The sequence below is a fragment of the Streptomyces thermocarboxydovorans genome (genome assembly GCF_039524635.1).
Taxonomy (GTDB): domain Bacteria; phylum Actinomycetota; class Actinomycetes; order Streptomycetales; family Streptomycetaceae; genus Streptomyces; species Streptomyces thermocarboxydovorans.
In genome coordinates, this window is sequence record NZ_BAAAGU010000012.1 from 76036 (window position 1) to 101791 (window position 25756).

The 25756-nt window shown below is 73.0% G+C and carries 24 protein-coding genes; 16 read left to right on the forward strand and 8 right to left on the reverse strand.

Annotated features, from left to right (window positions below; translation table 11 throughout):
* The first annotated feature begins 49 nt into the window (after positions 1 to 49).
* Complete coding sequence (pgm, locus tag ABD198_RS07865; protein ID WP_343998828.1) at positions 50 to 1690, forward strand: phosphoglucomutase (alpha-D-glucose-1,6-bisphosphate-dependent); 1641 nt, start codon at positions 50 to 52, stop codon at positions 1688 to 1690.
* Between the two features lie 43 nt (positions 1691 to 1733).
* Here pgm and ABD198_RS07870 read toward each other — a convergent pair whose 3' ends face one another.
* A complete protein-coding gene (locus ABD198_RS07870) occupies positions 1734 to 2249 on the reverse strand; it encodes a hypothetical protein (protein ID WP_343998830.1) in 516 nt (171 codons plus the stop codon).
* A gap of 473 nt (positions 2250 to 2722) precedes the next feature.
* Between ABD198_RS07870 and ABD198_RS07875 the strand changes: the two genes are divergently transcribed.
* The 3 genes from ABD198_RS07875 to ABD198_RS07885 all read left to right on the forward strand — a co-directional run bounded on the left by ABD198_RS07875 (position 2723) and on the right by ABD198_RS07885 (position 5055).
* Positions 2723 to 3823, forward strand: a complete 1101-nt coding sequence (locus ABD198_RS07875) for a PP2C family protein-serine/threonine phosphatase (protein ID WP_343998833.1) — start codon at positions 2723 to 2725, stop codon at positions 3821 to 3823.
* 86 nt (positions 3824 to 3909) lie between these two features.
* Positions 3910 to 4413: a MarR family winged helix-turn-helix transcriptional regulator gene (locus tag ABD198_RS07880; protein ID WP_343998835.1), complete on the forward strand. Its 504-nt coding sequence runs from the start codon at positions 3910 to 3912 to the stop codon at positions 4411 to 4413.
* Between the two features lie 153 nt (positions 4414 to 4566).
* Positions 4567 to 5055: a cupin domain-containing protein gene (locus ABD198_RS07885; protein ID WP_343998837.1), complete on the forward strand. Its 489-nt coding sequence runs from the start codon at positions 4567 to 4569 to the stop codon at positions 5053 to 5055.
* Positions 5056 to 5061: 6 nt separating this feature from the next.
* Here ABD198_RS07885 and ABD198_RS07890 read toward each other — a convergent pair whose 3' ends face one another.
* Positions 5062 to 5802 (reverse strand): hypothetical protein, encoded by a 741-nt coding sequence (locus tag ABD198_RS07890; RefSeq protein WP_343998838.1) that lies wholly within the window; start codon positions 5800 to 5802, stop codon positions 5062 to 5064.
* A 327-nt stretch (positions 5803 to 6129) separates the two neighbouring features.
* On the opposite strand from ABD198_RS07890, the gene ABD198_RS07895 reads away from it, so the two are divergent.
* Positions 6130 to 7041, forward strand: a complete 912-nt coding sequence (locus tag ABD198_RS07895; protein ID WP_343998839.1) for a L,D-transpeptidase family protein — start codon at positions 6130 to 6132, stop codon at positions 7039 to 7041.
* A 46-nt stretch (positions 7042 to 7087) separates the two neighbouring features.
* Here ABD198_RS07895 and ABD198_RS07900 read toward each other — a convergent pair whose 3' ends face one another.
* On the reverse strand, positions 7088 to 8050 hold the full coding sequence (locus tag ABD198_RS07900) for an MASE1 domain-containing protein (protein ID WP_343998840.1): 963 nt from the start codon (positions 8048 to 8050) through the stop codon (positions 7088 to 7090).
* A 299-nt stretch (positions 8051 to 8349) separates the two neighbouring features.
* Here ABD198_RS07900 and ABD198_RS07905 point away from each other — a divergent pair, with 299 nt between their 5' ends.
* Together ABD198_RS07905 and ABD198_RS07910 are read left to right on the forward strand one after the other, a co-directional pair.
* Positions 8350 to 8700 (forward strand): hypothetical protein, encoded by a 351-nt coding sequence (locus tag ABD198_RS07905; RefSeq protein WP_343998841.1) that lies wholly within the window; start codon positions 8350 to 8352, stop codon positions 8698 to 8700.
* Positions 8701 to 8961: 261 nt separating this feature from the next.
* Positions 8962 to 10977, forward strand: a complete 2016-nt coding sequence (locus ABD198_RS07910; RefSeq protein ID WP_343998843.1) for a discoidin domain-containing protein — start codon at positions 8962 to 8964, stop codon at positions 10975 to 10977.
* A 56-nt stretch (positions 10978 to 11033) separates the two neighbouring features.
* Here ABD198_RS07910 and ABD198_RS07915 read toward each other — a convergent pair whose 3' ends face one another.
* Together ABD198_RS07915 and ABD198_RS07920 are read right to left on the reverse strand one after the other, a co-directional pair.
* Positions 11034 to 12608, reverse strand: a complete 1575-nt coding sequence (locus ABD198_RS07915; protein ID WP_343998845.1) for a glycerol-3-phosphate dehydrogenase/oxidase — start codon at positions 12606 to 12608, stop codon at positions 11034 to 11036.
* Positions 12605 to 13204, reverse strand: coding sequence for a TetR/AcrR family transcriptional regulator (locus tag ABD198_RS07920; protein WP_343998847.1), 600 nt, complete (start codon positions 13202 to 13204; stop codon positions 12605 to 12607). The genes ABD198_RS07915 and ABD198_RS07920 overlap by 4 nt, the downstream gene beginning before the upstream one ends.
* A gap of 72 nt (positions 13205 to 13276) precedes the next feature.
* On the opposite strand from ABD198_RS07920, the gene ABD198_RS07925 reads away from it, so the two are divergent.
* Together ABD198_RS07925 and ABD198_RS07930 are read left to right on the forward strand one after the other, a co-directional pair.
* Complete coding sequence (locus ABD198_RS07925; protein ID WP_343998848.1) at positions 13277 to 14869, forward strand: FAD-binding oxidoreductase; 1593 nt, start codon at positions 13277 to 13279, stop codon at positions 14867 to 14869.
* 63 nt (positions 14870 to 14932) lie between these two features.
* On the forward strand, positions 14933 to 15814 hold the full coding sequence (locus tag ABD198_RS07930) for a YegS/Rv2252/BmrU family lipid kinase (protein WP_343998850.1): 882 nt from the start codon (positions 14933 to 14935) through the stop codon (positions 15812 to 15814).
* Positions 15815 to 15871: 57 nt separating this feature from the next.
* On the opposite strand, the gene ABD198_RS07935 is transcribed toward ABD198_RS07930, so the two are convergent.
* Entirely contained in the window at positions 15872 to 16309 is a 438-nt protein-coding gene (locus tag ABD198_RS07935) for a hypothetical protein (RefSeq protein WP_343998852.1), read from the reverse strand.
* Positions 16310 to 16416: 107 nt separating this feature from the next.
* Between ABD198_RS07935 and ABD198_RS07940 the strand changes: the two genes are divergently transcribed.
* The 5 genes from ABD198_RS07940 (at position 16417) to katG (ending at position 22537) form a co-directional block, all read left to right on the forward strand.
* Positions 16417 to 17130 carry a helix-turn-helix transcriptional regulator gene (locus ABD198_RS07940; protein WP_343998855.1) on the forward strand — a complete coding sequence of 238 codons (714 nt, stop codon included), beginning with the start codon at positions 16417 to 16419 and terminating at the stop codon, positions 17128 to 17130.
* Between the two features lie 143 nt (positions 17131 to 17273).
* Positions 17274 to 19115 carry a glycoside hydrolase family 15 protein gene (locus tag ABD198_RS07945; RefSeq protein WP_343998904.1) on the forward strand — a complete coding sequence of 614 codons (1842 nt, stop codon included), beginning with the start codon at positions 17274 to 17276 and terminating at the stop codon, positions 19113 to 19115.
* A 253-nt stretch (positions 19116 to 19368) separates the two neighbouring features.
* Complete coding sequence (locus tag ABD198_RS07950) at positions 19369 to 19674, forward strand: hypothetical protein (protein WP_343998857.1); 306 nt, start codon at positions 19369 to 19371, stop codon at positions 19672 to 19674.
* Positions 19675 to 19835: 161 nt separating this feature from the next.
* Positions 19836 to 20270: a Fur family transcriptional regulator gene (locus ABD198_RS07955; RefSeq protein ID WP_343998858.1), complete on the forward strand. Its 435-nt coding sequence runs from the start codon at positions 19836 to 19838 to the stop codon at positions 20268 to 20270.
* A 35-nt stretch (positions 20271 to 20305) separates the two neighbouring features.
* Positions 20306 to 22537, forward strand: coding sequence for a catalase/peroxidase HPI (gene katG, locus ABD198_RS07960; protein WP_343998860.1), 2232 nt, complete (start codon positions 20306 to 20308; stop codon positions 22535 to 22537).
* Positions 22538 to 22618: 81 nt separating this feature from the next.
* Here katG and ABD198_RS07965 read toward each other — a convergent pair whose 3' ends face one another.
* Complete coding sequence (locus ABD198_RS07965) at positions 22619 to 23095, reverse strand: hypothetical protein (protein ID WP_343998862.1); 477 nt, start codon at positions 23093 to 23095, stop codon at positions 22619 to 22621.
* Positions 23096 to 23290: 195 nt separating this feature from the next.
* Between ABD198_RS07965 and ABD198_RS07970 the strand changes: the two genes are divergently transcribed.
* Positions 23291 to 23881 (forward strand): hypothetical protein, encoded by a 591-nt coding sequence (locus ABD198_RS07970; RefSeq protein WP_343998864.1) that lies wholly within the window; start codon positions 23291 to 23293, stop codon positions 23879 to 23881.
* Between the two features lie 135 nt (positions 23882 to 24016).
* On the opposite strand, the gene ABD198_RS07975 is transcribed toward ABD198_RS07970, so the two are convergent.
* Positions 24017 to 24754, reverse strand: a complete 738-nt coding sequence (locus tag ABD198_RS07975) for a D-Ala-D-Ala carboxypeptidase family metallohydrolase (RefSeq protein WP_343998866.1) — start codon at positions 24752 to 24754, stop codon at positions 24017 to 24019.
* A 243-nt stretch (positions 24755 to 24997) separates the two neighbouring features.
* Here ABD198_RS07975 and ABD198_RS07980 point away from each other — a divergent pair, with 243 nt between their 5' ends.
* Positions 24998 to 25729 carry an FAD binding domain-containing protein gene (locus ABD198_RS07980; RefSeq protein ID WP_343998868.1) on the forward strand — a complete coding sequence of 244 codons (732 nt, stop codon included), beginning with the start codon at positions 24998 to 25000 and terminating at the stop codon, positions 25727 to 25729.
* The last annotated feature ends 27 nt before the right edge of the window (positions 25730 to 25756 follow it).

A 25756-nucleotide genomic window follows, 5' to 3' on the forward strand; every position in this document is an offset into this window, starting at 1 on the left:
AAAGATGTCTCCGCAGGAGAAGTACCGACCCATGCGGAGGAGTGGGCACATGCAGCACGAGCGAGCGGGCGGCCCGGCCGGCCCCGAGGATCTCGTCGACGTCGCTCGGCTGGTCACGGCGTACTACGCCTTGCACCCCGACCCGGAGGACGCCGGCCAGCGCGTCACCTTCGGGACGTCGGGACACCGTGGCTCGTCCCTGGCGGCCGCGTTCAACGAGGACCACATCGCGGCGACCAGCCAGGCCATCTGTGAGTACCGCGCCGAGCAGGGCATCGACGGCCCGCTGTTCCTCGGCGCCGACACCCACGCGCTGTCCGAGCCCGCCAGGGTGACCGCGCTGGAGGTGTTCGCCGCCAACGGCGTCACGGTGCTCATCGACGAGGCCGACGGCTACACGCCCACCCCGGCGGTCTCGCACGCGATCCTCACCCACAACCGCGGCCGCACCTCGGGCCTCGCGGACGGCGTGGTCGTCACCCCGTCCCACAACCCGCCCGCGGACGGAGGGTTCAAGTACAACCCGCCGAGCGGCGGACCCGCGGGCTCGGACGCCACCTCCTGGATCCAGGACCGCGCCAACGACATCATCCGCGGCGGCCTGAAGGACGTCCGCCGCATCCCCTACGCCCGCGCGCTCACCGCCGGGACCACCGGCCGCTACGACTTCCTCGGCCGCTACGTCGACGATCTGCCGAGCGTGCTCGACCTGGACGCGATCCGCGCGGCCGGCGTGCGCATCGGCGCCGACCCGCTGGGCGGCGCGTCCGTCGCCTACTGGGGCCGGATCGCCGAGCAGCACCGCATCGACCTCACCGTGGTCAACCCGCTCACCGACCCCACCTGGCGGTTCATGACGCTGGACTGGGACGGCAAGATCCGCATGGACTGCTCCTCCCCGCACGCCATGGCCTCGCTCATCGGGCAGCGCGACCGCTTCCAGATCGCCACCGGCAACGACGCCGACGCCGACCGGCACGGCATCGTCACCCCGGACGCCGGCCTGATGAACCCCAACCACTACCTCGCCACGGCCATCAACTACCTCTACGCCCACCGCGAGCAGTGGCCGGATGCGGCCGGCATCGGCAAGACCCTGGTCTCCTCCGCGATGATCGACCGGGTCGCCGCCGACCTGGGACGCCGGCTCGTCGAGGTGCCCGTCGGGTTCAAGTGGTTCGTGGACGGACTGATGGACGGCTCCCTCGGCTTCGGCGGCGAGGAGTCCGCCGGCGCGTCCTTCCTGCGCCGCGACGGCTCGGTGTGGACCACCGACAAGGACGGCATCATCCTCGCCCTGCTCGCCTCCGAGATCACCGCCGTCACCGGCAAGACCCCCTCGGAGCACTACGCCGCCCTCACCGCCCGCTTCGGCTCTCCCGCCTACGAGCGCATCGACGCCCCCGCCACCCGGGAGGAGAAGGCCAGGCTCGCCAAGCTGTCGCCCGCCCAGGTCACCGCCGGCACCCTCGCCGGCGACCCGGTCACCTCGGTGCTCACCGAGGCCCCCGGCAACGGCGCGTCCATCGGCGGCATCAAGGTCACCACCGGCAGCGCCTGGTTCGCGGCCCGCCCCTCGGGCACCGAGGACGTCTACAAGATCTACGCCGAGTCGTTCCGCGGCGCCGACCACCTGCGCCAGGTGCAGGAGGAGGCCAAGTCCGTGGTCCTCGCCGCGCTGGGCGGCTGAGCCACCACCGGGCAGGCCGGCCGGCGCCGTCGGGCGGACGGCGTCAACCGGCCTGCACCGCGGACGTGGTGGGCGCGGACGGCGACGGGGCGAGGGAGTCCTTCGGCCGGGAGGTGGCCGCCGGCAGTTCCGCGGGCATCTCCTCCGACTGCTGCAGCACCGTGTCGCCGGGGCCCTGCGGCGTGCCGTCCGCCGTGGTGGCCAGCCGCGACCAGGCCATCAGCACCAGCGCGATCGCGGCGGCCGTACCGGCGAACCGGCCGATGCGGCGCAGCCGGGCACGGCCGTCCAGATGCCGCCAGGCCGGAGCGTCCCACGGGTCGTCGGGACGCCACATCTCACCGACGGCATCCCCGGCTGTCCGGCCGGAGCCGCCGGCACGCGGGGGCCGGGTGCGCTGTCCCTCCGCCCGCTGACGCGCGGAGGGTTCCCTGGGCGCCGAGGCCCGGATGGCGCGTTCGTCGTCGTCGAGGAACCGCTGCCAGACGTCCTCCGGCAGCAAGGGGCCGCCGCCTGGCAGTTCAGGCGTGCCGCCCTCCTCCGGCCGCTGCGCGGTCACGTCCGTTCCTTCCCCTCTCGTGCCGGTGTTCGTCAGGATCATGGCACAGTGCCGAGATGCCGGACCACAGCGCCCGCCCCCGTCCTCCTGTGCGGCCGGTGTCCCTTACGAGTGGCGGACGCCTGTCCCTTACGAGTGGCGGACGTCCGTCCCTTACGAGTGGCTGACGTCGCACCCGGCTTCGCTTCGCACCACGGGTCCCGCGTGCCACTGTGGTCACGTCACAGGCACCGCGGCACACGAAGAAGCGGCTGCCGCGGACGGGCGCCCCGGACAGACCACTGTCCGGGGCGTCGTGCTGCGGCGGCCCGGGGACACCACCGGACGACACCACCGGACACCGGCCTCGATTCCATAAAGGTGCCCCGCGCTTCCGGTCGGGGGAGCGGGATCTTTGCATAGTCTCAAGATGGGAGGGGTGTCTGCGGAGGAAAGGGACGGCTCTCGAGCGCCCGGACACCGCTGGAGCAGCAATGACCGACAAGAATCCGTCACGGAGCCAGAAGGCCCTGTCCTGGATGCCGCTCGCGGTGATGGCGGTGATCGCGGTCATGGACGTGTCGGCCGGTCCCGGCGTCGGGCTGCTGCCGCTGGTCTCGCTCGGACCCGCCTTCGCCGGACTCGTCGGCGGCTGGCGCCGCACCGCCCTGATCGGCGTGCTGGCCCTGCTGCTGTGCGTCGCACTGGGCCTGTACAACGGGCTGTTCGCCGAACGGCGCGGCTATACCGCCATGGCCTCGGTCGCCGGTGTCACCGGAGTCGGCATCGCCGCGGCGGTGATGCGCTCCCGCCGGGAGGCGGAGCTGGCCAGTGTGCGGTCCATCGCGGAGGTCGCTCAGCGGGTGCTGCTGCGCCCGGTGCCGCTGACCGCCGGCCCGCTCCAGCTGGCGGTGTCCTACACCTCGGCCGTCGCCGAGGCCCGTATCGGCGGCGACCTGTACGAGGTGGTCGCCTCTCCGCACGGTGTGCGGGTCATCGTCGGCGATGTGCAGGGCAAGGGCCTGGCCGCAGTGGAGACCGCCGCCGTGGTCCTCGGCGCCTTCCGGGAGGCCGCCTACGACGAGCCCGATCTCGTCGGCCTCGGCGAGCGGGTGGAACGCAGCGTCGCCCGCGAACTGCAGGGAGAGCGGTTCGTCACCGCGATCCTCGCCGAGATCCGGGGCGACCAGGAGGTCGTCCTCCTCAACTACGGCCACCCCGCCCCCCTGCTGGTACGGCGGGACGGCAGCGCGGAGTTCCCCGAACCGCCCGCGTACGCGCTGCCGCTCGGCCTGTCCGCGCACGGTGCCGACGGCCCCCGCCCCTACCGGGTCACCTTCACACCGGGCGAGCAGCTGCTGCTGTACACCGACGGTGTCACCGAGGCCCGCGACCAGGACGGCCGGTTCTATCCGCTGGCCGAGCGCACCCGGTTGCTCAAGGATCCCGACGTGCACCGCGCCCTGGAGGCGCTGCGCGAGGACCTCGTCCAGCACGCGGGCGGCCCGCCCGGCGACGACGCCGCGATGCTCCTGCTGCGCTACCACGCCCACGGCACCGGCGACACGGGCCAGGACACCGGCCCCGCCCGCTGACCGGACCGGCGACCTGAGGACCCGCCCGGCGAACCGGCAGGCGACCCGAGCGGGGCCGGGGCGCAGCGGAGCGGTACAAAGAAGGAATGGAGCCGCGCGAGAGCCCCGCCGGGGGCATGGATGACGCCGAAGCGGTGACGCGGGCGTTCCTCACCGCCTCGCGGCTGCTGGTCGCGGTGTCGGCGCGGTCGCTCGCGGCCGTCGAGGAACGGGTGACGCTGCCGCAGTTCCGCATGCTGATGGTGCTCCACACCCGCGGCGACACCAAGCTCGTGGCGCTCGCCGAACAGCTCCAGGTCGCCCCGTCCACCGCGATGCGCATGGTCGACCGGCTGATCGCCGCCGGACTCGCCGACCGGCAGACCAACCCCGCCAACCGCCGCGAGACCCTGCTGAGCCTCACCGAGGAGGGCCGCCGCATCGTCGAGCACGTCACCGCGCGGCGCCGGGCGGAGATCGCCGCGATCGTGGCGCGCCTGGAGCCCGGCCAGCGCGCCGCCCTGATCGAGGCCCTCACCGCCTTCAACGAGGCCGGCGGCGAACCGCCCGTCTCCCAGGTGCACCCACTGGGCTGGCCCCTGACGCCGTAGCACCTGTTCGAGCAGGCCACTCTCACGGGACGGCGCCCACGGACGGTCCGGCCCCGGCGCCGTGCTAACTTCCCGTGCGGGCCGCGGCCGGCCCGGACCACCGGCGCCCGGCCCGCGACCGGCGTGTTCTGGCATGGAGGACGGTGACACCGGATGACGGCAGCAGGCGACGACACCCCCGGTCCGCCCTCCGGGGCAGATGACAGGAACCCTCGTCCGCCTTCCGGGCCGGACGGCGGGACCTTTGGCCCGCCCCCGGAGGACGAGCCGCTTCCGAAGATCCTGTGCGACACCGCCGCCCTGGCGTCCCTCGACGACGCCCCCGCCGGTGCGCTCTGGCGGCTCGCCGAGTCCGGCCGTCAGCTCGACGCCAACGTCGTCCATCTGCCGCCCGGACAGCAGGTCGGCGCCCACCGCGAGCCCGACCTCGACGTGCTGCACCTCGTCCTCGCCGGCAGCGGCACACTCACCGCCCCCGACGGCACCCGCACCCTGCAGCGGGGCACCCTCACCTGGCTCCCGCACGGCTCCACCCGCAGCCTCACCGCGGGACCCGAGGGGCTGACGTATCTCACCGTCCACCGCCGCCGCCCCGGCATGCAGATCCGCAGGCCGGACTCCGGCGAGCCGGGCCGCCCGTGACTGTCGTCAGGAGGCCGCGGAGGCCTCTTCACGCGCCGGAACGGACCCGGTGCCGGGCGCGGTGTAGAAGACCGACGTGCCCTGCTTGCTGCGCTGGGCCTGGTTCCGGGCGACGAGGGCCTCAAGGGTGTTGCGCACCACCGTCGTCTTCACCGAACGGCCGGGGTGCGCCTGGCCGAGGGCGGTGGCGATCTCCGCCGCCGAACGCGGCTCCTGCTGCTCCGCCAGATGCTGCCGGACGAGGTCCACCAGCCGGGGACCCCCGGCCTTGGCCGCCGACTCCGTCCTGGAAGCCGCTTCCGTCTTGGCCTTCGCTTCCGCCTTGGACGTACGGGACTTGCGCGCGGGCTTCCTCGCGGCGGCCGGCGCGGCCGAGGACGCCCTCTTCGCACGCTTCTGCTTGCCGGCGCCCGCCTTGGCGCCGCTCTTCCTGCGGGGAGCGGGAACCTTCGCGCCCCGCGACTGCGGGTCCTGCCCGGCGGTCTGCCCGGAGCCGGCGGGCTCCTCGGACGTCTCGCCGCTCTCGCCGCCCCCGTCGGTCTCCGCCCGCTGCGCCGCCGACTCCAGCGCCTGACGCATGTTCACCAGGACGGCGTGGTCGCGCCGCAGCATGGCCAACTGCTCCTGCAGCGCGGCGATCTCCGCCGAGACGCGCTCCTGCTCCTTGACGTTGCGCTCCAGGTCACTGGCCACCTGTGCGGTGTACTGCGAGGTGAGGTCCGTGACGGAGGCCGCGTTGTCGGACATGACGGTGCCCCTTCTCGTAGGTTGCCTGGTGGCCAGTCATCGTACGGCCGTGCCACCTACGCGTTCCCCGCCCGCCGCCGGAACGCGGGGCCCGCGAACGCGCGCACGCAAGGGAGTTCACGGACGCGTCGCACCAGGCCCGGGCCCGGAACCCGGCACGCGACGGCCGCCTGCTCCACCCGGGGGACGAGCCGTGGCACGAACGGCCGAGGCGACGCGCCGCCGGAGGGGGCCGGGCCGGGGCGACGGGCGCGCAGATGGGGGACCTTGCCCGGACTCGCGCGCCGAGCGAGCGGGTTTCGCCGTCACCGAAGCCAGGCTGAGCGCATGGCTTCATCGACCGACCACCCGCACCGGGAGAGCCGCTCCTCCCGGCGTGACCCGTGGCCCGCCTCCCCCCGGCGCACCCCCCGCCTGCCGCGGCCGGCCGTGGCACTGCTGATGACCGTGGCGCTCACCGGCTGCGCGGCGCTCGCCGAGAACCCCGCACGGGACGGCCGCCCGCCCGCCTCACCTGCGGGCGCCGCCCCGGCCCACGGCGGCGGCCCCGCCACCCGCAGCGCCCCCTTTGCGCAGAGCCTGCTGTCTCCGCAGGGCGCCCCCGGCACGGCGAGCACCACCCAGGGCAGGGCGGAGACCCCCGCCGGAGCACCCGCGCAGCTGCCCGGTCTCGGCCCGCGCACCCGGGCCCAGATCCCCGGCAGCAGCCGCCAGGTCGTGGTGGTCACCGGCCGGGCCCGGGACGCCAACCGCTCCGAGGTCGTGCTGTACTCGCGCACACCGGCCGGATGGCGGGCGGGCACGCCCTGGCCGGCCCGCAACGCGCAGAAGGGCTGGACCGAGGACCACTCCCTCGGCGACCTGCGCTCGCCCATCGGCGTCTTCACCCTCACCGACGCCGGCGGACTGCTGCCCGACCCCGGCACCCGGCTGCCGTACTACCAGGACGAGGGGTTCCGCATCAGCGGTCCGGGGCTGGCGGGCGAGTCCCTGGAAGGGGCCTTCGACTACGTCATCGCCATCGACTACAACCGGGTGCCCGGTACCTCCCCGCTCGATCTGACGCGGCCGCTCGGCGAGGACAAGGGCGGCGGCATCTGGCTGCACGTCGACCACGAGGGGCCCACCCAGGGGTGCGTGAGCCTCTCCGAGAAGCACATGAAGGAGCTCCTGCGCGCGCTGGACCCGGCCCGCAACCCGGTGATCGTGATGGGTGACGCCCAGTCGCTGCAGAAGTGAGCAGCACCGTGCCGTACCGCGGCCCGGAGGCGGACGGCCCCGCCGTTCACAGCTCCTCGCCGCGCCGCCGGCCGTCCTCCTCCGGCGGGGCCCGGTTGGAGGCGGTCTCGCCGGCCGTCAGATGCTCCAGCACCTCCACCAGCTCCTGGCAGGCAAGCTCCACGGAACGCCGGAGATGCTGCTGCTCACTGATCATCGAGGACAGCAGCAGCGCGGTCAGGGCCGCCGCTCCGTTGAAGACCAGCAGGTTGATCATCACGTCCATCTGGTCCAGGACCGCGAACGGACCGGTGTGGTCCGTCGCCGCGATGGTCGCCATCACCGAGGCGTACAGCGCGCACAGCATGCTGCCGGCCAGCTGGAAGCGCAGCGCCGACCAGACGAGCAGCGGATAGATGGCGAACAGCATGCTCGAGCGGGCGTGGGTGGCCACCGGCACCAGAGCGGCGGTGACGGCCGCCAGGAGCAGGGCCTCCTTCCAGCGCGAGAGGTGCGCCAGCCAGTGCACGCGCCGGAGCAGGAGCAGCAGGGGAGTGACGATCAGGACGCCCATGGCGTCGCCGGCCCACCAGGCCAGCCACACCGACCAGAAGCTGTCCGGGGAGAGGCTGCGGTCCGCCAGCAGCAGCACCGCGCCGGTGGTGGAGCTGATCAGCATGGCGGCGAAGGCCCCGAGGAACACCAGCGCCAGACCGTCCCGCAGACGGGCCAGATCGGGATTGAAGCGCTGTCTGCGCAGGAGCAGGTACCCGCACACGGGGGCCGCGGTCTGGCCCGCGATCACGATCACCGACTGCGGCTGCGGGGTGGCGATCGACATCACGGCGAACAGCGCGCCGAGCGCGATGCCGGGGGAGCAGCGCAGGCCGAAGGTCAGCAGGGCGGCCAGCGCCACCCCGGTGGGCGGCCAGATCGGGCTGACCACGGAGCCCTCGACGACCAGGCCGCGCAGCAGCCCCAGCCGCCCGGCCACGTAGTAGCAGGCGGCGACCCCCAGGGTCTGGAGCACGAAGACGCCGGGTCCTCGCAGAGCCTCTCTAGCCACCGCACAAGCCGGCAGCGGCGCCGGGCCGGCCGCGCATCGGAGTGCGGCCGGTCGCGGAGCGGTGAAGGAGTCGGTCGCGCAGCCGCAGAGGGGCCGGCCGCGGAGCCGTGGAGGGGCCGGCTGCGGAGCTGGGGGGCGCGGAGAGGCGGAGGGGCGGAGGGGTCCTGTCGCGGAGTGGAGTCGAGCCGGAGCCCACGCCCGTCCGGGCGACCGGTTGACGCGAACCCTGCTGGAGTCGGCCGCCCATGCGGCAGTCTGTCCGCATGGAGCAGCATCAGATCATGCAGCATGCCGTCGGCATCCTGACCGAGGCGCTCGACATGCGGCGGCGTCTGAGGGAGGACCCGGAGGCCGACGTCACCAGCAACAGGGCAGTCGCCCAGCTGCTGGAGGAGATGCTGCCGCGCATCCAGCTGCCCGGGGACGCGAGCGCCCGCGAGGTGGCGGAGATCATCACCGCGGAGCTGGGGCCCGCCATCGTCCAGATCGCCTCCGCCCTCACCTTCGCCTTCGTGCAGCTCGCCGAGGTCCATGACGCGGGCCGCACCGACATGTCCTCCGCCGACGTCCTGCGGTCCATCGCGCTGCACTACGAGTCCGACGGCGGGCGGTGACCCCCGTCCGGCGCAGCAGCCCCTGAGTTTGTCACCGGGCGGACAATCCGCGGTCCCCGTCCGCGCACCCGCGGACGGATTCCGCGGCGCCGGCGTGATCCGGCCGTTCCCGTCTCTTGACTCCTTACGCACCGGTAGCGATCCTCGGCGAGTAATTTGCGCCGGTCATGACAAGACCGTGGTGGCGCCCCCGCCGACGGAGGGACGTGGGTAGTGAGGATCGCTCGGCTCCCGTATCGCGGACGGCGGCCCGTCGCCGTCGTGACGCTGCTCCTTCTCGTGCTGGCCGCGGCCCTCGCCCCGACCCCCGCTTCCGCGGCGGACGGCGACTGGTGGGAGCCGGTCGCGCGTCCCGCCCCCGACTCGCGGACCGGGGTCAGCGGCGAGCCGTTCAAGGGCACCGACGCCCGCGGCGAGGTGCGCGGATTCGTCGACGCGCACAACCACATCATGTCCAACGAGGCCTTCGGCGGGCGCCTGATCTGCGGCAAGGCGTTCTCCGAGCTGGGCATCGCCGAGGCGCTCAAGGACTGCCCCGAGCACTACCCCGACGGCTCGCTCGCCGTCTTCGACCTCATCACCAACGGCGGTGACGGCCGGCACGATCCGGTCGGCTGGCCCACCTTCAAGGACTGGCCGGCGCACGACTCCCTGACGCACCAGCAGAACTACTACGCCTGGATCGAGCGCGCCTGGCGCGGCGGCCAGCGCGTGCTGGTCAACGACCTGGTCACCAACGGCGTGATCTGCTCGATGTACTTCTTCAAGGACCGCAGCTGTGACGAGATGACCTCGATCCGCCTCCAGGCGAAGCTGACGTACGACATGCAGGCCTACATCGACCGCATGTACGGCGGCCCCGGAAAGGGCTGGTTCCGGATCGTCACCGACAGCGCCCAGGCCCGCGAGGTCGTCGAGCAGGGCAAGCTCGCCGTCGTCCTCGGTGTCGAGACGTCCGAACCGTTCGGCTGCAAGCAGATCCTCGACATCCCGCAGTGCAGCAAGGAGGACATCGACCGCGGCCTGGACGAGCTGTACGACCTCGGCGTGCGCAGCATGTTCCTGTGCCACAAGTTCGACAACGCGCTGTGCGGCGTCCGCTTCGACTCCGGGACCCTCGGCACGGCCATCAACGTCGGGCAGTTCCTGTCCACCGGCACGTTCTGGCGCACCGAGAAGTGCACCGGCCCGCAGCACGACAACCCCATCGGCCTGGCCTCCGCCCCGAACGCCGAGAAGAAGCTGCCCGCCGGGGTGGAGGTGCCCGGCTACTCCGCCGACGCGCAGTGCAATGTGCGCGGGCTCACCGGCCTCGGCGAGTACGCGGTGCGCGGCATGATGAAACGTCACATGATGCTCGAGATCGACCATATGAGCGTCAAGGCCGTCGGCCGGGTGCTGGACATCTTCGAGGCCGAGTCGTACCCCGGCGTGATCTCCTCGCACAGCTGGATGGACCAGAACTGGACCGAGCGGGTCTACGGCCTGGGCGGTTTCATCACCCAGTACATGAACGGCTCCGAGCACTTCATCGACGAGGCCGACCGCACCGAGGCACTGCGCGACAAGTACCAGGTGGGCTACGGCTTCGGCACCGACATGAACGGCGTCGGCGGCTGGCCGGCCCCGCGCGGCGAGGACGCGCCGAACCCCGTCACCTACCCCTTCCGCAGCGTCGACGGCGGCTCGGTCCTCGACCGGCAGACCACCGGCGAGCGCACCTGGGACCTCAACACCGACGGCGCCGCCCACTACGGCCTGGTGCCCGACTGGATCGAGGACATCCGCCGGGTCGGCGGGCAGCACGTGGTCGACGACCTGTTCCGGGGTGCCGAGTCCTACCTGGACACCTGGGGTGCCACCGAGCGGCACGCCACCGGCGCCAACCTCGCCAAGGGAGCGGCGGCGACGGCGAGTTCCACCGAGTGGAGCCTGTTCACCAGCTATGCGCCCGGCCGTGCCGTGGACGGCGACCGGGGCACCCGCTGGGCCAGCGACTGGAGCGACGGGCAGTGGCTGCGGATCGACCTCGGCGCCACCCGCCAGGTCGGCAGGGTCACCCTCGACTGGGAGCGCGCCTACGGCAAGGCGTACCGCATCCAGCTGTCCGCCGACGGCACCGACTGGCGGACCGTCTGGTCCACCACCTCCGGCGACGGCGGCCTGGACACCGCGCGGTTCACCCCGTCACAGGCCCGCCATCTGCGCATCCAGCTCCTGGAACGAGGCACCCAGTGGGGCTACTCGCTGCGGGAGGCCGGCGTCCACGCCGGATGACGATGCCGCGGCCGGCGTCCACGCCGGATGACAGCGCCGACCTCCCGCGGACCGGCTCACGCCGACTCCGTGACCTCCGCGAGGAGTTCGCGCACCGTCTCCAGGGCCCGCGCCCGGTCGGCCGGCACCAGGCCGATCCGGGTGCGGCGGTCCAGCAGGTCCGCGGCGTCGAGCGCGCCCTCGTGGCGCAGCGCCCACAGCAGCTCGGCGCCGGTGACCGGGTACGAGGGCAGCACCGGCTCGCGGAGCCGTTCGTCGCGCAGGCCGAGGGCGTGCACCGCCGGTGCCTCCGTGCCGTAGCGGCGCACCAGGCGGCGCGGCGCGGGCAGCGCGGCGAGGGTCCGCGGCGGCGCCGCGCCCACCAGCGGCAGCGAGGCGGTGACGGACCGTCCGGCGGGCAGCCGCCGTTCGCGCACCGCGGTGTCCACGGCGTCCTGGGCCATCCGCCGGTAGGTGGTGAGCTTGCCGCCCACTACGGTGACCACCCCGTCGGGGGAGGTGAGCACGGCGTGCCGCCGGGAGATGTCGGCGGTGCGCGGCGACGGGCCCGTGCCGCCGCCGGTGTCCAGCAGCGGGCGCAGCCCCGCGAACGCGCCCACCACGTCGTCCCGGCGGACCGGCGTGTCCAGCACCGAGCCCAGCACGTCGAGCAGGAAGCCGAGGTCGGACTCGGGGACCTCGGGCACATCGGGGATGCCGCCGTCCACCGGCTCGTCGGTCAGCCCGACATAGACCCGGCCGTCGTCCTGCGGCAGCACCAGCACGAAGCGGTTGCTCTCGCCGGGGATCGGGATGTGCAGCCCGGCGGGCAGCGGGCCGAGGCACTCGGGACGCACCACCAGATGGGTGCCGCGGGACGGGCGGATCCGGATGCCGTCGACGAGGCCGCCCGCCCACACACCGGTGGCGTTGATCACCGCACGGGCGCGGATCTCGCCCTCCTCGCCGGTGAGTTCGTCACGGACCCGGGCCCCGGAGCCGGTCAGGGCGAGTGCCCGCACCCGGGTCAGGATGCGCGCCCCGCGCGCGGCGGCGGTGCGGGCGACGGCGGTCACCAGGCGGGCGTCGTCGGTGAGCCGGCCGTCCCAGGACAGCAGGCCCCCGCGCAGCCCGTCCCCGCGCACGGCCGGGGCCAGGTGCCGGGTCTCGACCGCGGACAGCCGGCGCGGCGGCGGCAGCGTCGCCCGCGCGGTGCGGGCCGCCAGGCGCAGCGTGTCACCGGCGTGGAAACCGGCCCGCGCCAGCGCCGCCTGCGCGCGCGAGACCAGGGGGGTGAGCGGCAGCACGAACGGCTGAGCGCCCACCAGATGGGGTGCGGTGCGCTCCATCAGCACCCCGCGCTCCACCGCGCTCTCGTGGGCGACGTCGAGCTGTGCGGAGGCGAGATAGCGCAGCCCGCCGTGGATCAGCTTGCTGCTGAACCGGGAGGTGCCGAAGGCCAGATCGTGCGCGTCGATCGCGGCCACGCTCAGACCGCGCGCCGCGGCGTCCAGGGCGACCCCGGCACCGGTGGCGCCCAGGCCGACGACCAGGACGTCCATGGCGGGACCGCCCACCGTAGCGGTCAGTTCACGGGCGCGCCGTGCGGCGGACAGGGAGGAGGCGGCGGGCGGGCCACTGGCGGGCGTCATGGGGTGAGGGTCCTCTCCAGGATGTGGCGCAGCTCCGCGAGGAAGGCCTCTTCGCCGAGCTCGGGGTCGTCCTCGTCGGTCATGGTCCGCAGGGACAGGGCGTAGGACTGGACGATCAGCAGCACCGACCGGGCCTGCCGCTCGGCCGGGACGGCACGCACCGAACCGTCGTCGTGCCCCTCGCGCAGCACACCGGCCAGCAGCTCCAGCAGGGCCTCCTGGCTCGCTCCGCGCCGGTCAAGGACGTAGGGCAGCAGCAGCTCGGGGTCCACGTCGACGATCTTGCGGAAGAGCGGGTGCTCGCGGAACGCGCGCACCCCCGCCACCAGCCCGTCCACGATCAGCGCGCGGGTGGTCACCCCCGGCCGGCGCTCCGGCATGGCGCCGGTGGCCACCGCGATCCACTCCCGGGTCATCAGGTCCCCGACCAGCGACCGCACATCGGGCCATCTCCGGTACAGCGTCATCCGGGAGACCCCGGCGCGGCGGGCCACGTCGGTGAGCGTGGTGCGGCGTACTCCGACGGCCAGGACGGCGTCGCGCACCGCGTCCAGCACCGCGTCGTTGTCCGAGCCGTTGTGACGAATAGGCGTCATGTGTCACAGTGTAACGCCACGTGAGGCCGTCGGGCGACGGCATCGCTCATTTCGACGGTGAGGACGACAGTCATGGACATGCTGTGGAGCGGCTGGGGCGACCCGGCCAAGGCCACGCCGCTGCCCGGCACGGTGACCGGGCTGCTGCACGACCTGCTCGGCGTCAAGCCCCGCGAGGCCGCACCGCTCGCCCTCGAGGAGCTGACCGTCCCCGACTCCGACCTCCCCCCGGCCGCACACCGCGCCCTCGCCGGCGCCCTGGGCGGCGAGCAGCACGTGCGCACCGACCCGGAGACGCGCGTCCGGCACACCCGCGGCAAGTCCACCCCCGACCTGCTGCGCATCCGCGCCGGCGAACTCGACGACATCCCGGCGGCCGTGCTGCTGCCCGCCTCGCACGACGAGGTCGTCGCCGTCCTGCGGGCCTGCGCCGAACACCGCCTGCCGCTGGTCCCGTTCGGCGGCGGCACTTCCGTGGTCGGCGGCCTCGCCCCCGAGCGGCACGGCCCCTTCGTCGCCCTGGACCTCAGGCGGATGGACGCGCTGCTCGACCTCGACCCGGTCTCCCGCACCGCCACCCTGCAGCCAGGACTGCGCGCCCCGCGGGCCGAGGCGCTGCTCGCCGAGCACGGCTTCACCCTCGGCCACTTCCCCCAGTCCTTCGAGTGGGCCACCATCGGCGGCTTCGCCGCCACCCGCTCCAGCGGACAGGCCTCCGCCGGGTACGGCCGCTTCGACGAGATGGTCCTCTCCCTCACCCTCGCCACCCCTGAGGGCACCCTGGACACCGGCCGCGCCCCGCGCTCCGCCGCCGGCCCCGACCTGCGCCAGCTGATCCTCGGCTCGGAGGGAGCCTTCGGCATCATCACCTCGGTGACGGTGCGCATCCGGCCCGTCCCCGAGACCCGCGTCTACGAGGGCTGGCGCTTCGCCTCCTTCGACCAGGGCGCCACCGCACTACGTCGGCTCGCCCAGGACGGACCCCGCCCCACCGTGCTGCGCCTGTCCGACGAGACCGAGACCCTGGTCGGCCTCGCCCAGCCCGACGCGATCGGCTCCGGCGGCCTGCAGTCCGCCGGATGCACGGCCGTCGCCGGCTACGAGGGCACCGCCGAGGACACCGCCCACCGCAGGGAACGCGCCGCGGCCGTGCTGCGCGAGTGCGGCGGCACCCCGCTCGGCGAGGAGCCGGGCGAGCGCTGGGCGCACGGCCGCTACTCGGCCCCGTATCTGCGCGACTCGCTGCTCGACGCCGGGGCGTTCGCCGAGACGCTGGAGACGGCCACCTTCTGGTCCCGCATCCCCGAGCTGTACACCGCCGTCCGCGACGCGCTCACCGGCACGCTCACCGAGGCCGGCACCCCGCCGCTGGTGATGTGCCACATCTCCCACGTCTACGAGAACGGCGCCTCGCTCTACTTCACCGTCGTCTCCGCCCAGGGCGAGGACCCGGTGGCCCACTGGACCCGGGCCAAGCATGCCGCCAGCGAGGCGATCCTCGCCGCCGGCGGCACCATCAGCCACCACCACGGGGTCGGCACCGACCACCGCGACTGGTACGTCCGCGAGGCCGGCCCCCTCGGCATCGGCGCCCTGCGCGCCGTGAAGAAGCGCCTCGACCCGGCCGGACTGCTCAACCCCGGCGTGCTGCTGCCCGCCGACTGAACCACCGACCGATCCACCGCCAGCCCCGTCACCCCACCTCGTCGGCCGCCCGGAGGCGCCCAGATGCGACAGTTCACCGCCGTCGTCAATCCCACCGCGGGCGGAGCCGGCTCAGCGGCCGCGCTGCTCGCCGTCGCCCGGCTGCTGCGGGAGGCCGGAGCCGGGCTGCGGACCGAGTACAGCCGCAGCCTCGACCACGCCCGGGAACTGGCCCGCGAGGCGGGGCAGCGGGGCGATGTCGTCCTCGCCGTGGGCGGCGACGGCATGGCCGGCGGCATCGGCGGCGCCCTCAGCGGAACCGGCGCCGTCCTCGGGCTCGTCCCGGCGGGCCGCGGCAACGACTTCGCCCGCGCCCTGGGGCTGCCGCACGACCCCGAGCCGCTCGCCCGCATCCTGCTGGAGAGTGAGCCGCGGCTCGTGGACACCATCGAGGTCAGCTCCGCCGTCCACGACCGCACCGCCGTGCTCGGCAGCGTCTACGCCGGCGTGGACGCGCTCGCCAACCGCCACGCCAACCGCTCGACCGTCCTGAAGGGCTCCGCCTCCTACTACGCGGGCGGCCTGCGCGCCGTCACCACCTGGCGGGCCGCCCGCTACACCGTCACCGTCGACGGCGAGGAGCACCGCTTCACCGGCTACACCGTGGTCGCCGCCAACTCCGGCTACTACGGCTCCGGCCGCGTCATCGCCCCCGACGCCCGGGTCGACGACGGCCTCCTCGACGTCGTGATGATCGAGGACGCCCCGAGGCGGCTCTTCTTCACCCTGATGAACGAGCTGAAGACCGGCGCCCACGTCCACCGGCCGCAGGTGCGGATCCTGCGCGGCCGCGAGATACGCATCGCCGCCGACCGCGACGTCCCCTACGGCGCCGACGGCGAGGTCGATGCCGTCCTCCCGGTCACGGCCCGGGTCCTGCCGGGGGCGCTGCGGGTGCTGTGCTGACACCACTGACCTGGGCTCGGGGCGGTGTCCGCACCGTACGCGCGCTCCCCGGGTGCCTTACGCGTCCTGGGCGCTGGAACCGTGGTAGCGCTGAGCCAGCCGGGCCAGCGCGACCGCGCCGAGGAGCAGGCCGAAGTCCCGCAGCGCCACGTCGTAGTAGCCGGAGTAGGTCAGCAGGTTGACGATGATGCCCGCCAGCCATCCGGCCACCAGCCAGCCGCCGAAGCGCGGCGCGAGCCCCACGACGACTCCGGCGACGATCTCGATCACACCCACCGCGTACATGGCGGCCTGGGCGCTGCCCGGCACGACGTCGTCGAGCCACGGCGCCAGATAGCCCGGCCAGTCCGTGAGCAGATTGGCGAACTTGTCGAGCCCGAACAGGATCGGCGCCACCGTGAAGCCGGTGCGCAGGATCACGAATGCCTGATAGCCGGGGTCGGCGAGGGAGGCCCGCCGGGCCGCGGCCGGGGTGCTGCTGGTCGTGGAAGCCATGATCGACTCCTTCTGCCGCATTGCGGTCTTCTATAGACAGCTCTCATTGACAATAGAAACCCTCCCACGTTCTTTAGTCAATGGCGATGGGTTTTACACTTGGCTGTGTGGACGACCAGACGGCACGGAACGACGCGGAAGCCGCGGCGGACGGCACCCAGGCGGCGCGCGAGGCGGAGGTCTCCGCCATCGCCGCCCTGGACGAGCCCACCCGCCGCAGGCTGTACGACTACGTGGTCCGCAGCCCCCGCCCCGTGGGCCGCGACGAGGCCGCCGCCGCACTCGGCCTGGCCCGGCAGACCGCCGCCTTCCATCTGGACCGGCTGGCCGACGAGTCGCTGCTCGACGTCGTCTACCAGCGCCGCAGCGGGCGCACCGGGCCCGGCGCCGGCCGGCCGGCGAAGCTCTACCGGCGCTCCGCCCGGCAGTTCACGGTCAGCCTCCCCGACCGCCGCTACGAACTCGCCGGACGCCTGCTCGCCCAGGCCGTGGAGGAGTCCGCCGCCACCGGCGAACCGGTCCGCGACGTCCTGCACCGCAGGGCGGAGGAGTGCGGGCAGCGGCTGGCGCGGGAGAGCGCAGAGCAGGAGGTCGTGCCGCTGCTCGACCGGTACGGCTTCGAACCCCGGCGCGAGGGCGAGGCCGTGGTCCTCGGCAACTGTCCCTTCCACGCGCTGGCCCGCACCCACACCGAGACGGTCTGCGGCATGAACCTGCACCTGCTGCGCGGCGTCCTCGACGGCATCGGCGCCACCGGCTACCGGGCGCGCCTGGCGCCCGAACCCGGCCGGTGCTGCGTCCGCCTGGACCCCGCCGCCTGAACGCCGTTCGTCTCTCGGGGCGAGCCGCGACCGGTGGCGCCCATGGCACCACCCTTTCCGGCTCCCGCGCCGATCCCGTTCCCCCTGCTTAGTCTGTTGCCAGGGGGCTCGCGGTGGATCACGCACCGGAAGGGCGGCGCCCGATGGACGACTACCCGCTGATCGAGAACCACGGCCTGATCGGCGATCTCCAGACGGCGGCGCTGGTGACCACCGGCGGCAGCATCGACTGGTTCTGCGCCCCGAGGTTCGACTCGCCCAGCGTGTTCGGCTCCCTCCTCGACAAGGACAGGGGCGGGCACTGCACCGTCCGGCCGCTGCACCAGACCTACGCGACCAAGCAGCTGTACCTGCCCGACACCGCCGTCCTGATCACCCGGTTCATGACCCAGGCCGGAGCCGGGGAAGTGATCGACTTCATGGCGGTCACCGGCACCTCCGTGACCGAACGCCACCGGCTGGTGCGCATGGTGCGCTGTGTGCGCGGCCGGATGATCTTCGAGGTGGTGGTGCAGCCGGGCTTCGACTACGGCCGCAAGCGGCACGCGATCAATCTCAGCGAGCACGGGGTCGTCTTCGCCTGCGAGGACGGTGCGAGCCTCACGGTGCACCCGATCCGTGAACCCGACGACGTACGGCTGCTGGACGCGGTGGCCGACCGGCAGGACGCCCTGCACTTCACCCTGACCCTGGAGGCGGGCCAGGAACGCGGCGCGGTCCTGGAGTGGGGCGCCGAGGGCCCGCCGAGGGAGCTGCGGCTGGCGGAGTACCGGCAGCTGTTCGACGACACGGTCGCCTACTGGCGTTCCTGGCTGCGGCACTCCACGTACACCGGGCGCTGGCGGGAGGCCGTGGAGCGCTCCGCGATCACCCTGAAGCTGATGACCTTCGCCCCGACCGGTGCCGTGGTGGCCGCCCCCACCGCCTCGCTTCCCGAACAGCTCGGCGGCGAGCGCAACTGGGACTACCGGTTCACCTGGATCCGGGACGCCTCCTTCTCCGTGTACGCCCTGCTCGGACTGGGCTTCACCGACGAGGCGAGGGCGTTCATCCGCTGGCTCGCCGACCGGGTGGCCGAACGCGCCGGGAAGCACGGCGACACCGGCCCGCTGAACGTCATGTACGCGGTGGACGGCTCCTCCGAGCTGGACGAGGTGGTGCTGCCGCACCTGGAGGGGTATGCGGGCTCCGCCCCGGTCCGCATCGGCAACGGCGCCGCCACCCAGCTCCAGCTGGACATCTACGGCGAGGCGCTGGACTCCATCCACTTCGCCCACCGGCACGGGCTCCGGGTGGACCACCGCGGATGGGGCGCGCTGCGGACCAACCTCGACTGGCTGGCCGGCCACTGGGACCAGGCCGAGGAGGGCCTGTGGGAGACCCGCGGCGGCCGCAAGGACTTCACCTACGGCCGGGTGATGTCCTGGGTGGCCTTCGACCGCGCCCTGCGCCTCGCCGAGTCCAACGGCCGCCCGGCCGAGGCCGAGCGGTGGCGCAGGGCACGCGACGCCTGCTACGAGCAGGTCATGTCCCGGGGCTGGCACGAGGGGCGCCGCGCCTTCGTGCAGCACTACGCCAGTGACGTACTGGACGCCTCGCTGCTGCGCATGGCGACGGTCGGGTTCCTCACCCCCGACGACCCCTGGTGGTCGTCGACCCTGAACGCGATGGAGGAGGAGCTGGTCAGCGACAGCCTGGTCTACCGCTACAACCCCGAGGCGTCGCCCGACGGACTGCGCGGCTCGGAGGGGACCTTCTCGCTGTGCACGTTCATGTACGTCGACGCCCTGGCACGGGCGGGACGGACCGACAAGGCGCGCCTGGTGTTCGAGAAGATGATGGGCTACGCCAACCACCTGGGCCTGTACTCGGAGGAGATCGCGCCCACGGGACGCCAACTGGGCAACTTCCCCCAGGCGTTCACCCACCTCGCCCTGATCGACGCGGCCATCACCCTTAATGCGATCCTCGACCGGGCGTCCTGACGCCTCGGTCCCCGAGACGGCGGCACGGGAGCCGCCGAGCGCGCACACGGCGTCACCGGCGGTGTCAGTGCCCTCCGGCACAATGCGCGGCAGACAAGATCGACACCGGCTGCGCCGGGTAGACGGTCCTGGTACCCGCCGCAGAGAGCCGCAGAGAAAGGCCACCGCGATGCAGTCACTCCCGGGCCCCACCCCTGGCCCCGCCGGCTCCCGCAGAGGACCGGCCGGCCCTCTGACTGCAGCGGCCGCGGACGTGCTGCGCATCCTCCACGACACCGGTGCGCCGGTGTTCCTCACCGTGCACGCGGACGGGCGCCGCCGGTACCGCTACTGGCAGTCCTTCGATCCCCGTACCGGCCGCGGCAGTTGCTACGTCGCCCTGCCGACCGCCGAGTGCGAGGCGCTGCTCGCCGCCGGCCGGATCACGCTCGGCGAGCCGGTCGTCGACCCGGCGCGGACCACCTACCGCGTCCGCCCCGTCCGGAAGCCCGCCGCCTCCGCACGCACCGTCCGCCCCCGCTCACCCCGGGCGCCCCGGTCGTCCCGGACGGCCGCCTGAGCCGCGCACCCACCGCCTCCGCCCGACGCCACGGCGAAGGTTTCAGACGTATATGGGTGTAGTGTCCCTATTCTGATGGTGGGTCGCCCAAAGAACGAGACCATATCTGGAACGGTTCGTACTCTGGAATTAATCGGGTCTAGGGCGATAGGTTCTGCCTCATGACCGCATCCCGGCTCACCACCGCCGAGGAGTTGCGCGGCGCGGGTCTGCGTGCGACGGCCGCCCGTGTCGCGCTGCTCGACGCCGTCCGCGAGGGCGACCACCTCGGAGTCGAGGCCATCGCCACCCAGGTGCGCGGACGCATAGGACATGTGTCCCTGCAGGCGGTGTACGAGGGGCTGAACGCGCTCACCGATGCCGGTCTGATACGCCGGATCGAGCCGGCCGGCAGCCCCGCGCGGTACGAGGGCCGCGTCGGGGACAACCATCACCACCTCGTGTGCCGGTCCTGCGGCCGTGTCGCCGACGTCGACTGCGCCGTCGGCAGCGCGCCGTGTCTGACCGTCTCCCAGGACCACGGCTTCTCCATCGACGAGGCTGAGGTCGTCTTCTGGGGCCTGTGCCCCGGCTGCAGCACTTCCCGCATGAGCTGAACTGCGCGAATCGTTTTCGCCCGGAAGGAATCCTGATGACCGAGAACCATGACGCGATCGTCACCGACGCGAAGGCGGAGGAGACAGGTGGCTGCCCGGTCGCGCACGGGCGCGCCCCCCACCCCACGCAGGGCGGCGGGAACCGCCAGTGGTGGCCGGACCGGCTCAACCTGAAGATCCTGGCCAAGAACCCGCCCGCCGCGAACCCGATGGGCGAGGACTTCGACTACGCCGCCGCGTTCCAGTCCCTGGACCTGCCGGCGGTCAAGCGTGACATCGCCGAGGTGCTGACCACCTCCCAGGACTGGTGGCCCGCCGACTTCGGCCACTACGGCCCGCTGATCATCCGTATGGCCTGGCACAGCGCCGGTACGTACCGGATCCACGACGGCCGCGGCGGCGCAGGTTCCGGCCAGCAGCGGTTCGCCCCGCTCAACAGCTGGCCGGACAACGCCAACCTCGACAAGGCCCGCCGCCTGCTGTGGCCGGTGAAGAAGAAGTACGGCCGCAACCTGTCGTGGGCCGACCTGATGATCCTCTCCGGCAACGTCGCCCTCGAGATGATGGGCTTCAAGACCTTCGGCTTCGCGGGCGGACGCGAGGACGTCTGGGAGCCCGAGGAGGACGTGTACTGGGGTCCCGAGACCTCCTGGCTCGACGACAAGCGCTACACCGGCGACCGCGAGCTGGAGGACCCGCTCGGCGCCGTCCAGATGGGTCTGATCTACGTCAACCCGGAGGGCCCGAACGGCAACCCGGACCCGATCGCCGCGGCCCGCGACATCCGTGAGACCTTCCGCCGGATGGCGATGAACGACGAGGAGACCGTCGCCCTCATCGCCGGCGGCCACACCTTCGGCAAGACCCACGGTGCCGGCCCCGCCGACCACGTCGGCCCCGACCCCGAGGCCGCGCCGATGGAGGAGCAGGGCCTGGGCTGGAAGAGCACCTACGGCACCGGCAAGGGCAAGGACGCCATCACCTCCGGCCTGGAGGTGACCTGGACGGAGACGCCCACCAAGTGGGACAACTCGTTCTTCAAGAACCTCTTCGAGTACGAGTACGAGCTCACGGAGTCCCCGGCCGGCGCCAAGCAGTGGGTCGCCAAGAACGCCGAGCCGATCGTCCCGGATGCGCACGACCCGTCCAAGAAGCACCTGCCGACGATGCTCACCACGGACCTGTCGCTGCGCTTCGACCCGATCTACGAGCCGATCTCGCGCCGCTTCTACGAGAACCCGGACGAGTTCGCGGACGCCTTCGCCCGCGCCTGGTACAAGCTGACCCACCGCGACATGGGCCCGAAGGTGCGCTACCTCGGCCCGGAGGTGCCCGAGGAGACCCTGCTGTGGCAGGACCCGCTGCCGGAGTGGGAGGGCGAGGTCATCAACTCCGATGACATCGCGGCCCTCAAGAGCAAGCTGCTCGACTCGGGTCTGACCATCTCCCAGCTGGTCACCACCGCCTGGGCGTCGGCCTCCACCTTCCGCGGCAGCGACAAGCGGGGCGGCGCCAACGGTGCCCGCATCCGCCTGGAGCCGCAGCGCAACTGGGAGGTCAACGACCCCGACCAGCTCGCGGTCGTGCTGCGCACCCTGGAGAACGTCCAGCAGGACTGGAACGCCGGGGCGGCGCGGAAGGTGTCCCTCGCCGACCTGATCGTCCTCGGTGGCTGCGCCGCGATCGAGCGGGCCGCCAAGGACGCCGGGTTCGACATCCAGGTGCCGTTCACCCCGGGCCGGGTCGACGCCACCGAGGAGCACACCGACGCGGAGTCCTTCGCCGCTCTGGAGCCGCGCGCCGACGGCTTCCGCAACTACCTGGGCAAGGGCAACCGGCTGACCGCCGAGTACCTGCTGCTCGACCGGGCCAACCTGCTCACCCTGAGCGCCCCCGAGATGACGGTCCTGGTCGGCGGCCTGCGGGTGCTGGGCGCCAACCACCAGCAGTCGCAGCTGGGCGTCTTCACCAAGACCCCGGGCGCGCTGACCAACGACTTCTTCGTCAACCTGCTCGACCTGGGCACGACGTGGAAGGCGACCTCCGAGGACCAGACCACCTTCGAGGGCCGTGACGCGGCCACCGGCGAGGTCAAGTGGGCGGGCAGCCGCGCCGACCTCGTCTTCGGCTCGAACTCCGAGCTGCGGGCGCTCGCCGAGGTCTACGCCTGCGACGACGCCAAGGAGAAGTTCGTGACGGACTTCGTCAAGGCGTGGGACAAGGTGATGAACCTCGACCGGTTCGACCTGGCCGACCGCCGCGCCTGATCCCCGCTCCACCGGAAGCGTCCGGGACGGCTCACGGGAGCCGTCCCGGACGCTTCGCGCGTCACCGGCCCTTCCGGCCGGTCAACGGGCGTACACGCGGCCGTCCTTGACCAGGTAGTGCACCGGGTCGGAGCAGCCGATGGACGGCGTGATCAGCAGGCTCACCGTCAGCGGCGCGGGCTCGGTGCTCGCCGTCGAGAACCGGCAGACGGCTCCCTTGCCGGTGAGCGGATACCAGAACCAGCCGTCCACCTCGCCCACGGTCACCCGGTCCGACTCCTCCCAGGAGCCGTCGGACTTCTGGAAGACCTGCAGCCGCACGGAGGCGGCGTACGGGTCCTCGGCGGACCGGAGCGCGGTGAGGGTGATCTTGTAGCCGTCGCCCAGCACGGACCGGGCGATCTGCTGCCGCTCCGTCTTCTGCGCGGACTTCTGCGACTGCGGTGCGGCACTGTCGGCACCGGCGGCACCGGCACCGGCGGCACCGAGCCCCGCGGCCAGACAGAGGGTGAGTGCCGCGGCGGCGCCACGGCGAGTGCGCGAACGGGTCGAGCTCATGAGGGTCCCCCGTCGGACGAGTCGAAATGATCGCTTTGCTGCTGAAGGTCGTGTTGCTCCATTTTCACTCAGAATGACCCTTCGCGCGGCTCGATGGTTGTACCCGTACGGCCCAGGGGAAGACTCGCGGCCGAAACACGAAACACCGAAACACCCACCACCATCGGCCGCCGGCGTGCGGGATCGGGGGAGACAGTGGCCACGAACGCGACAGCGACGAGGGACAGGACGTGGAAGACGGGTACGCATCGGCGCCCCGTCCCCGGCGCGGCCCTCGCGGTACTGGCCGCCCTGACCCTGGCCGTGGCCGGTTGCGGCGGCCCGGACGAGAAGAACGCCGAGCCCTCCGACGCCCGCGGAGCATCCACCCCGGCCGCCTCGGCCTCGCCGTCCGGCGGCCGGGACGGCACCGCCGCCGGACCTGCGGTGACGGCGGCCGACGGGGACGACACGGGGGCCTGCTCGGACGGCGACTGCGAGATCACCGTGTCGGAACCGGTGACGATCCGCTTCCCGGCCCCGGGTGGCGGGCGGGCGACCCTGACCGTGACCGGGGTCGGCCCGGACGAGATCCAGTACAGCGTGAAGTCGGGCGGCAGCCGGTCCGAGGCCGGCGCCGGCGGCCCCGGCCAGGGCTGCATCACGGTCCTGCGCTCCCACGGCTCCGGCAACTCCTGCGGCCGGCTGGGCGATTCGGAACCGCCCGCCGCCCAGCCCGACGCCGTCGTCATCCAGGCGGCCACGGGCCGGAACGGCACGGTCCTCCTGCAGATCGTGTCCCGCTGACCCCCTCACGGCTGCCGCCGCCCGCAGTCGGATCCACGGCATCCGGGGTCATGCACCGCCGGGCTCCCGGCCGCACGCATCACCGGGCTCCCGGCCGCATGCGCCGCCGGGAGCCCTCGTCGTGCCGTTGGTGGATCAGATGCCGCAGCTGGAGGCCGACCAGAACTGGCTGCTGCGGTGGTCGACATGGGTGTGGTCGTTGTGGCCCGGGTAGCCGGGGCCGAGTATGCCGCGGAAGCCGTGGTAGCGGGCCTGCTTGGCGAGGGTGCACAGGGAGTGCGGCCCGGCGCCCAGGTCGGCCGCGTCGCCGTAGAGATGCCGGCTGCCGCTGGCGCCGCCCACCGCGTCGTTGCAGGCGTGCGAGCGGAAGCCGCTGGTGACGGTGATCGGCTTGTCGCCCAGGGCGTGCCGCAGCGCCTCCAGCTTCCACATGGTGCGCAGCGCGTTGGCCTTGGCGGTGGCGGCGCTGACCGCTCCGCCCGACCAGGTGGAGTTGCAGCGGTTCAGCTCGCTGTAGGAGAAATGGATCGGCGTGCAGTCGTCGTCCTGGAGGGCGTACAGCTTGCTGTAGGTGGCGGGGCCGGCGATGCCGTCGGCGGTGAGGCCGTACGCCGACTGGAAGCGTTTGAGCGCGGCGGCGGTGGCCGGTCCGAAGCTGCCGTCCACGGCGAGCACGGCGCCGTAGCCGGGGTAGCCGGAGAGCCGGATCTGCAGCTGGGTGACGTCGGCACCGGACGCCCCCTGGGAGAGGGTGCGCGTCCAGGTGTAGCAGCCGTCCGCGTGCGCGGTGCCCGCGGTGGCCACGGTCCCCGCGAATGCGGCTGCCAGGAGCATGACAAGCGAGACGAGTAGTCGTGCGGCACGTCTGAACATGCGAACTCCGTTGTGGGGAGAGTGAGTTTCGGTGGGACGGCGAGTCATGTGACGCGCGTCAACCATGGAGCACTCACCCCGTCCGGCGCAAGGCCGCGGTCGCCGGTGACCCGAAAGGGCGCACATGGCGCAGGTGTGTGCCCTGTACGCGCCCCCGGAGGGCCGCGGAGAATGCAGTGTCCTTGATCACGCAGCGGGGTCCCGTTCTCAGTCGCCCGAGTTGAGGAAAGCAGGTCGACCGTCGTGCTGTTGCGTCTCCCCACCTCTCTGTCCGAAGCACGCGAGCACCTGGCCGGGCAGGCGGTGCCCGTCGGCGGCGCCACCCTCGTCTGGGCCCAGTGGCAGCGCGACGGTTTCCCCGAACTGGCCATGTCCCTGCGCCATCTGCCCGAGGCCAATGTGCTCGAGCCCGAGGCGCTGGGCGCGGCCGTGCTGCTGCACCGGATCGACGACCGCGTCCCCGAGGTGCTGCGCCGGGCGGCCGGCACCATAGGCACCGGAGCCGTGCGCCGCGCGGCCACGGTCGGGGGCAACATCGTGGGCAGCACCCTGCGCTGCCTGCTGCCCGCCGCGCTCGTCCTCGACGCACGGGCCACCGTGCTCGACCGCGACGGCACGTACGAGACCGACCTCGCCGAGGTGGTGGCCAAGCGGCACCTGCTGCTGAACCTGAGCTGGCGCACCCCCGTGATCAGCGGCTACTACAAGGCCCCTGCGGAAGCCGGCGGCCCGCCGCCGCTGGTCGTCGCCACCGCCCTGTCCGCCGAGCCCGACGGGCGGCACCGCCTGCGGACGGCCGTCCGCGACGGCTACGAGGTGATGAGCGGGAGCGCCGAGTGCCGGACCGGCGCGGACGGCACCGACGAGGTGCTCGACGCCCTGGCGGCCACCGGCCTCGGCTCGCTCCCGCCGGCCGCCCGCGACATCGTGCGCCGGGAGGTGACCGGCCTGCTGCGGCGGCTGGACGGCCGCTGACGCCGCGCCACCCCGTACGTACCCGCG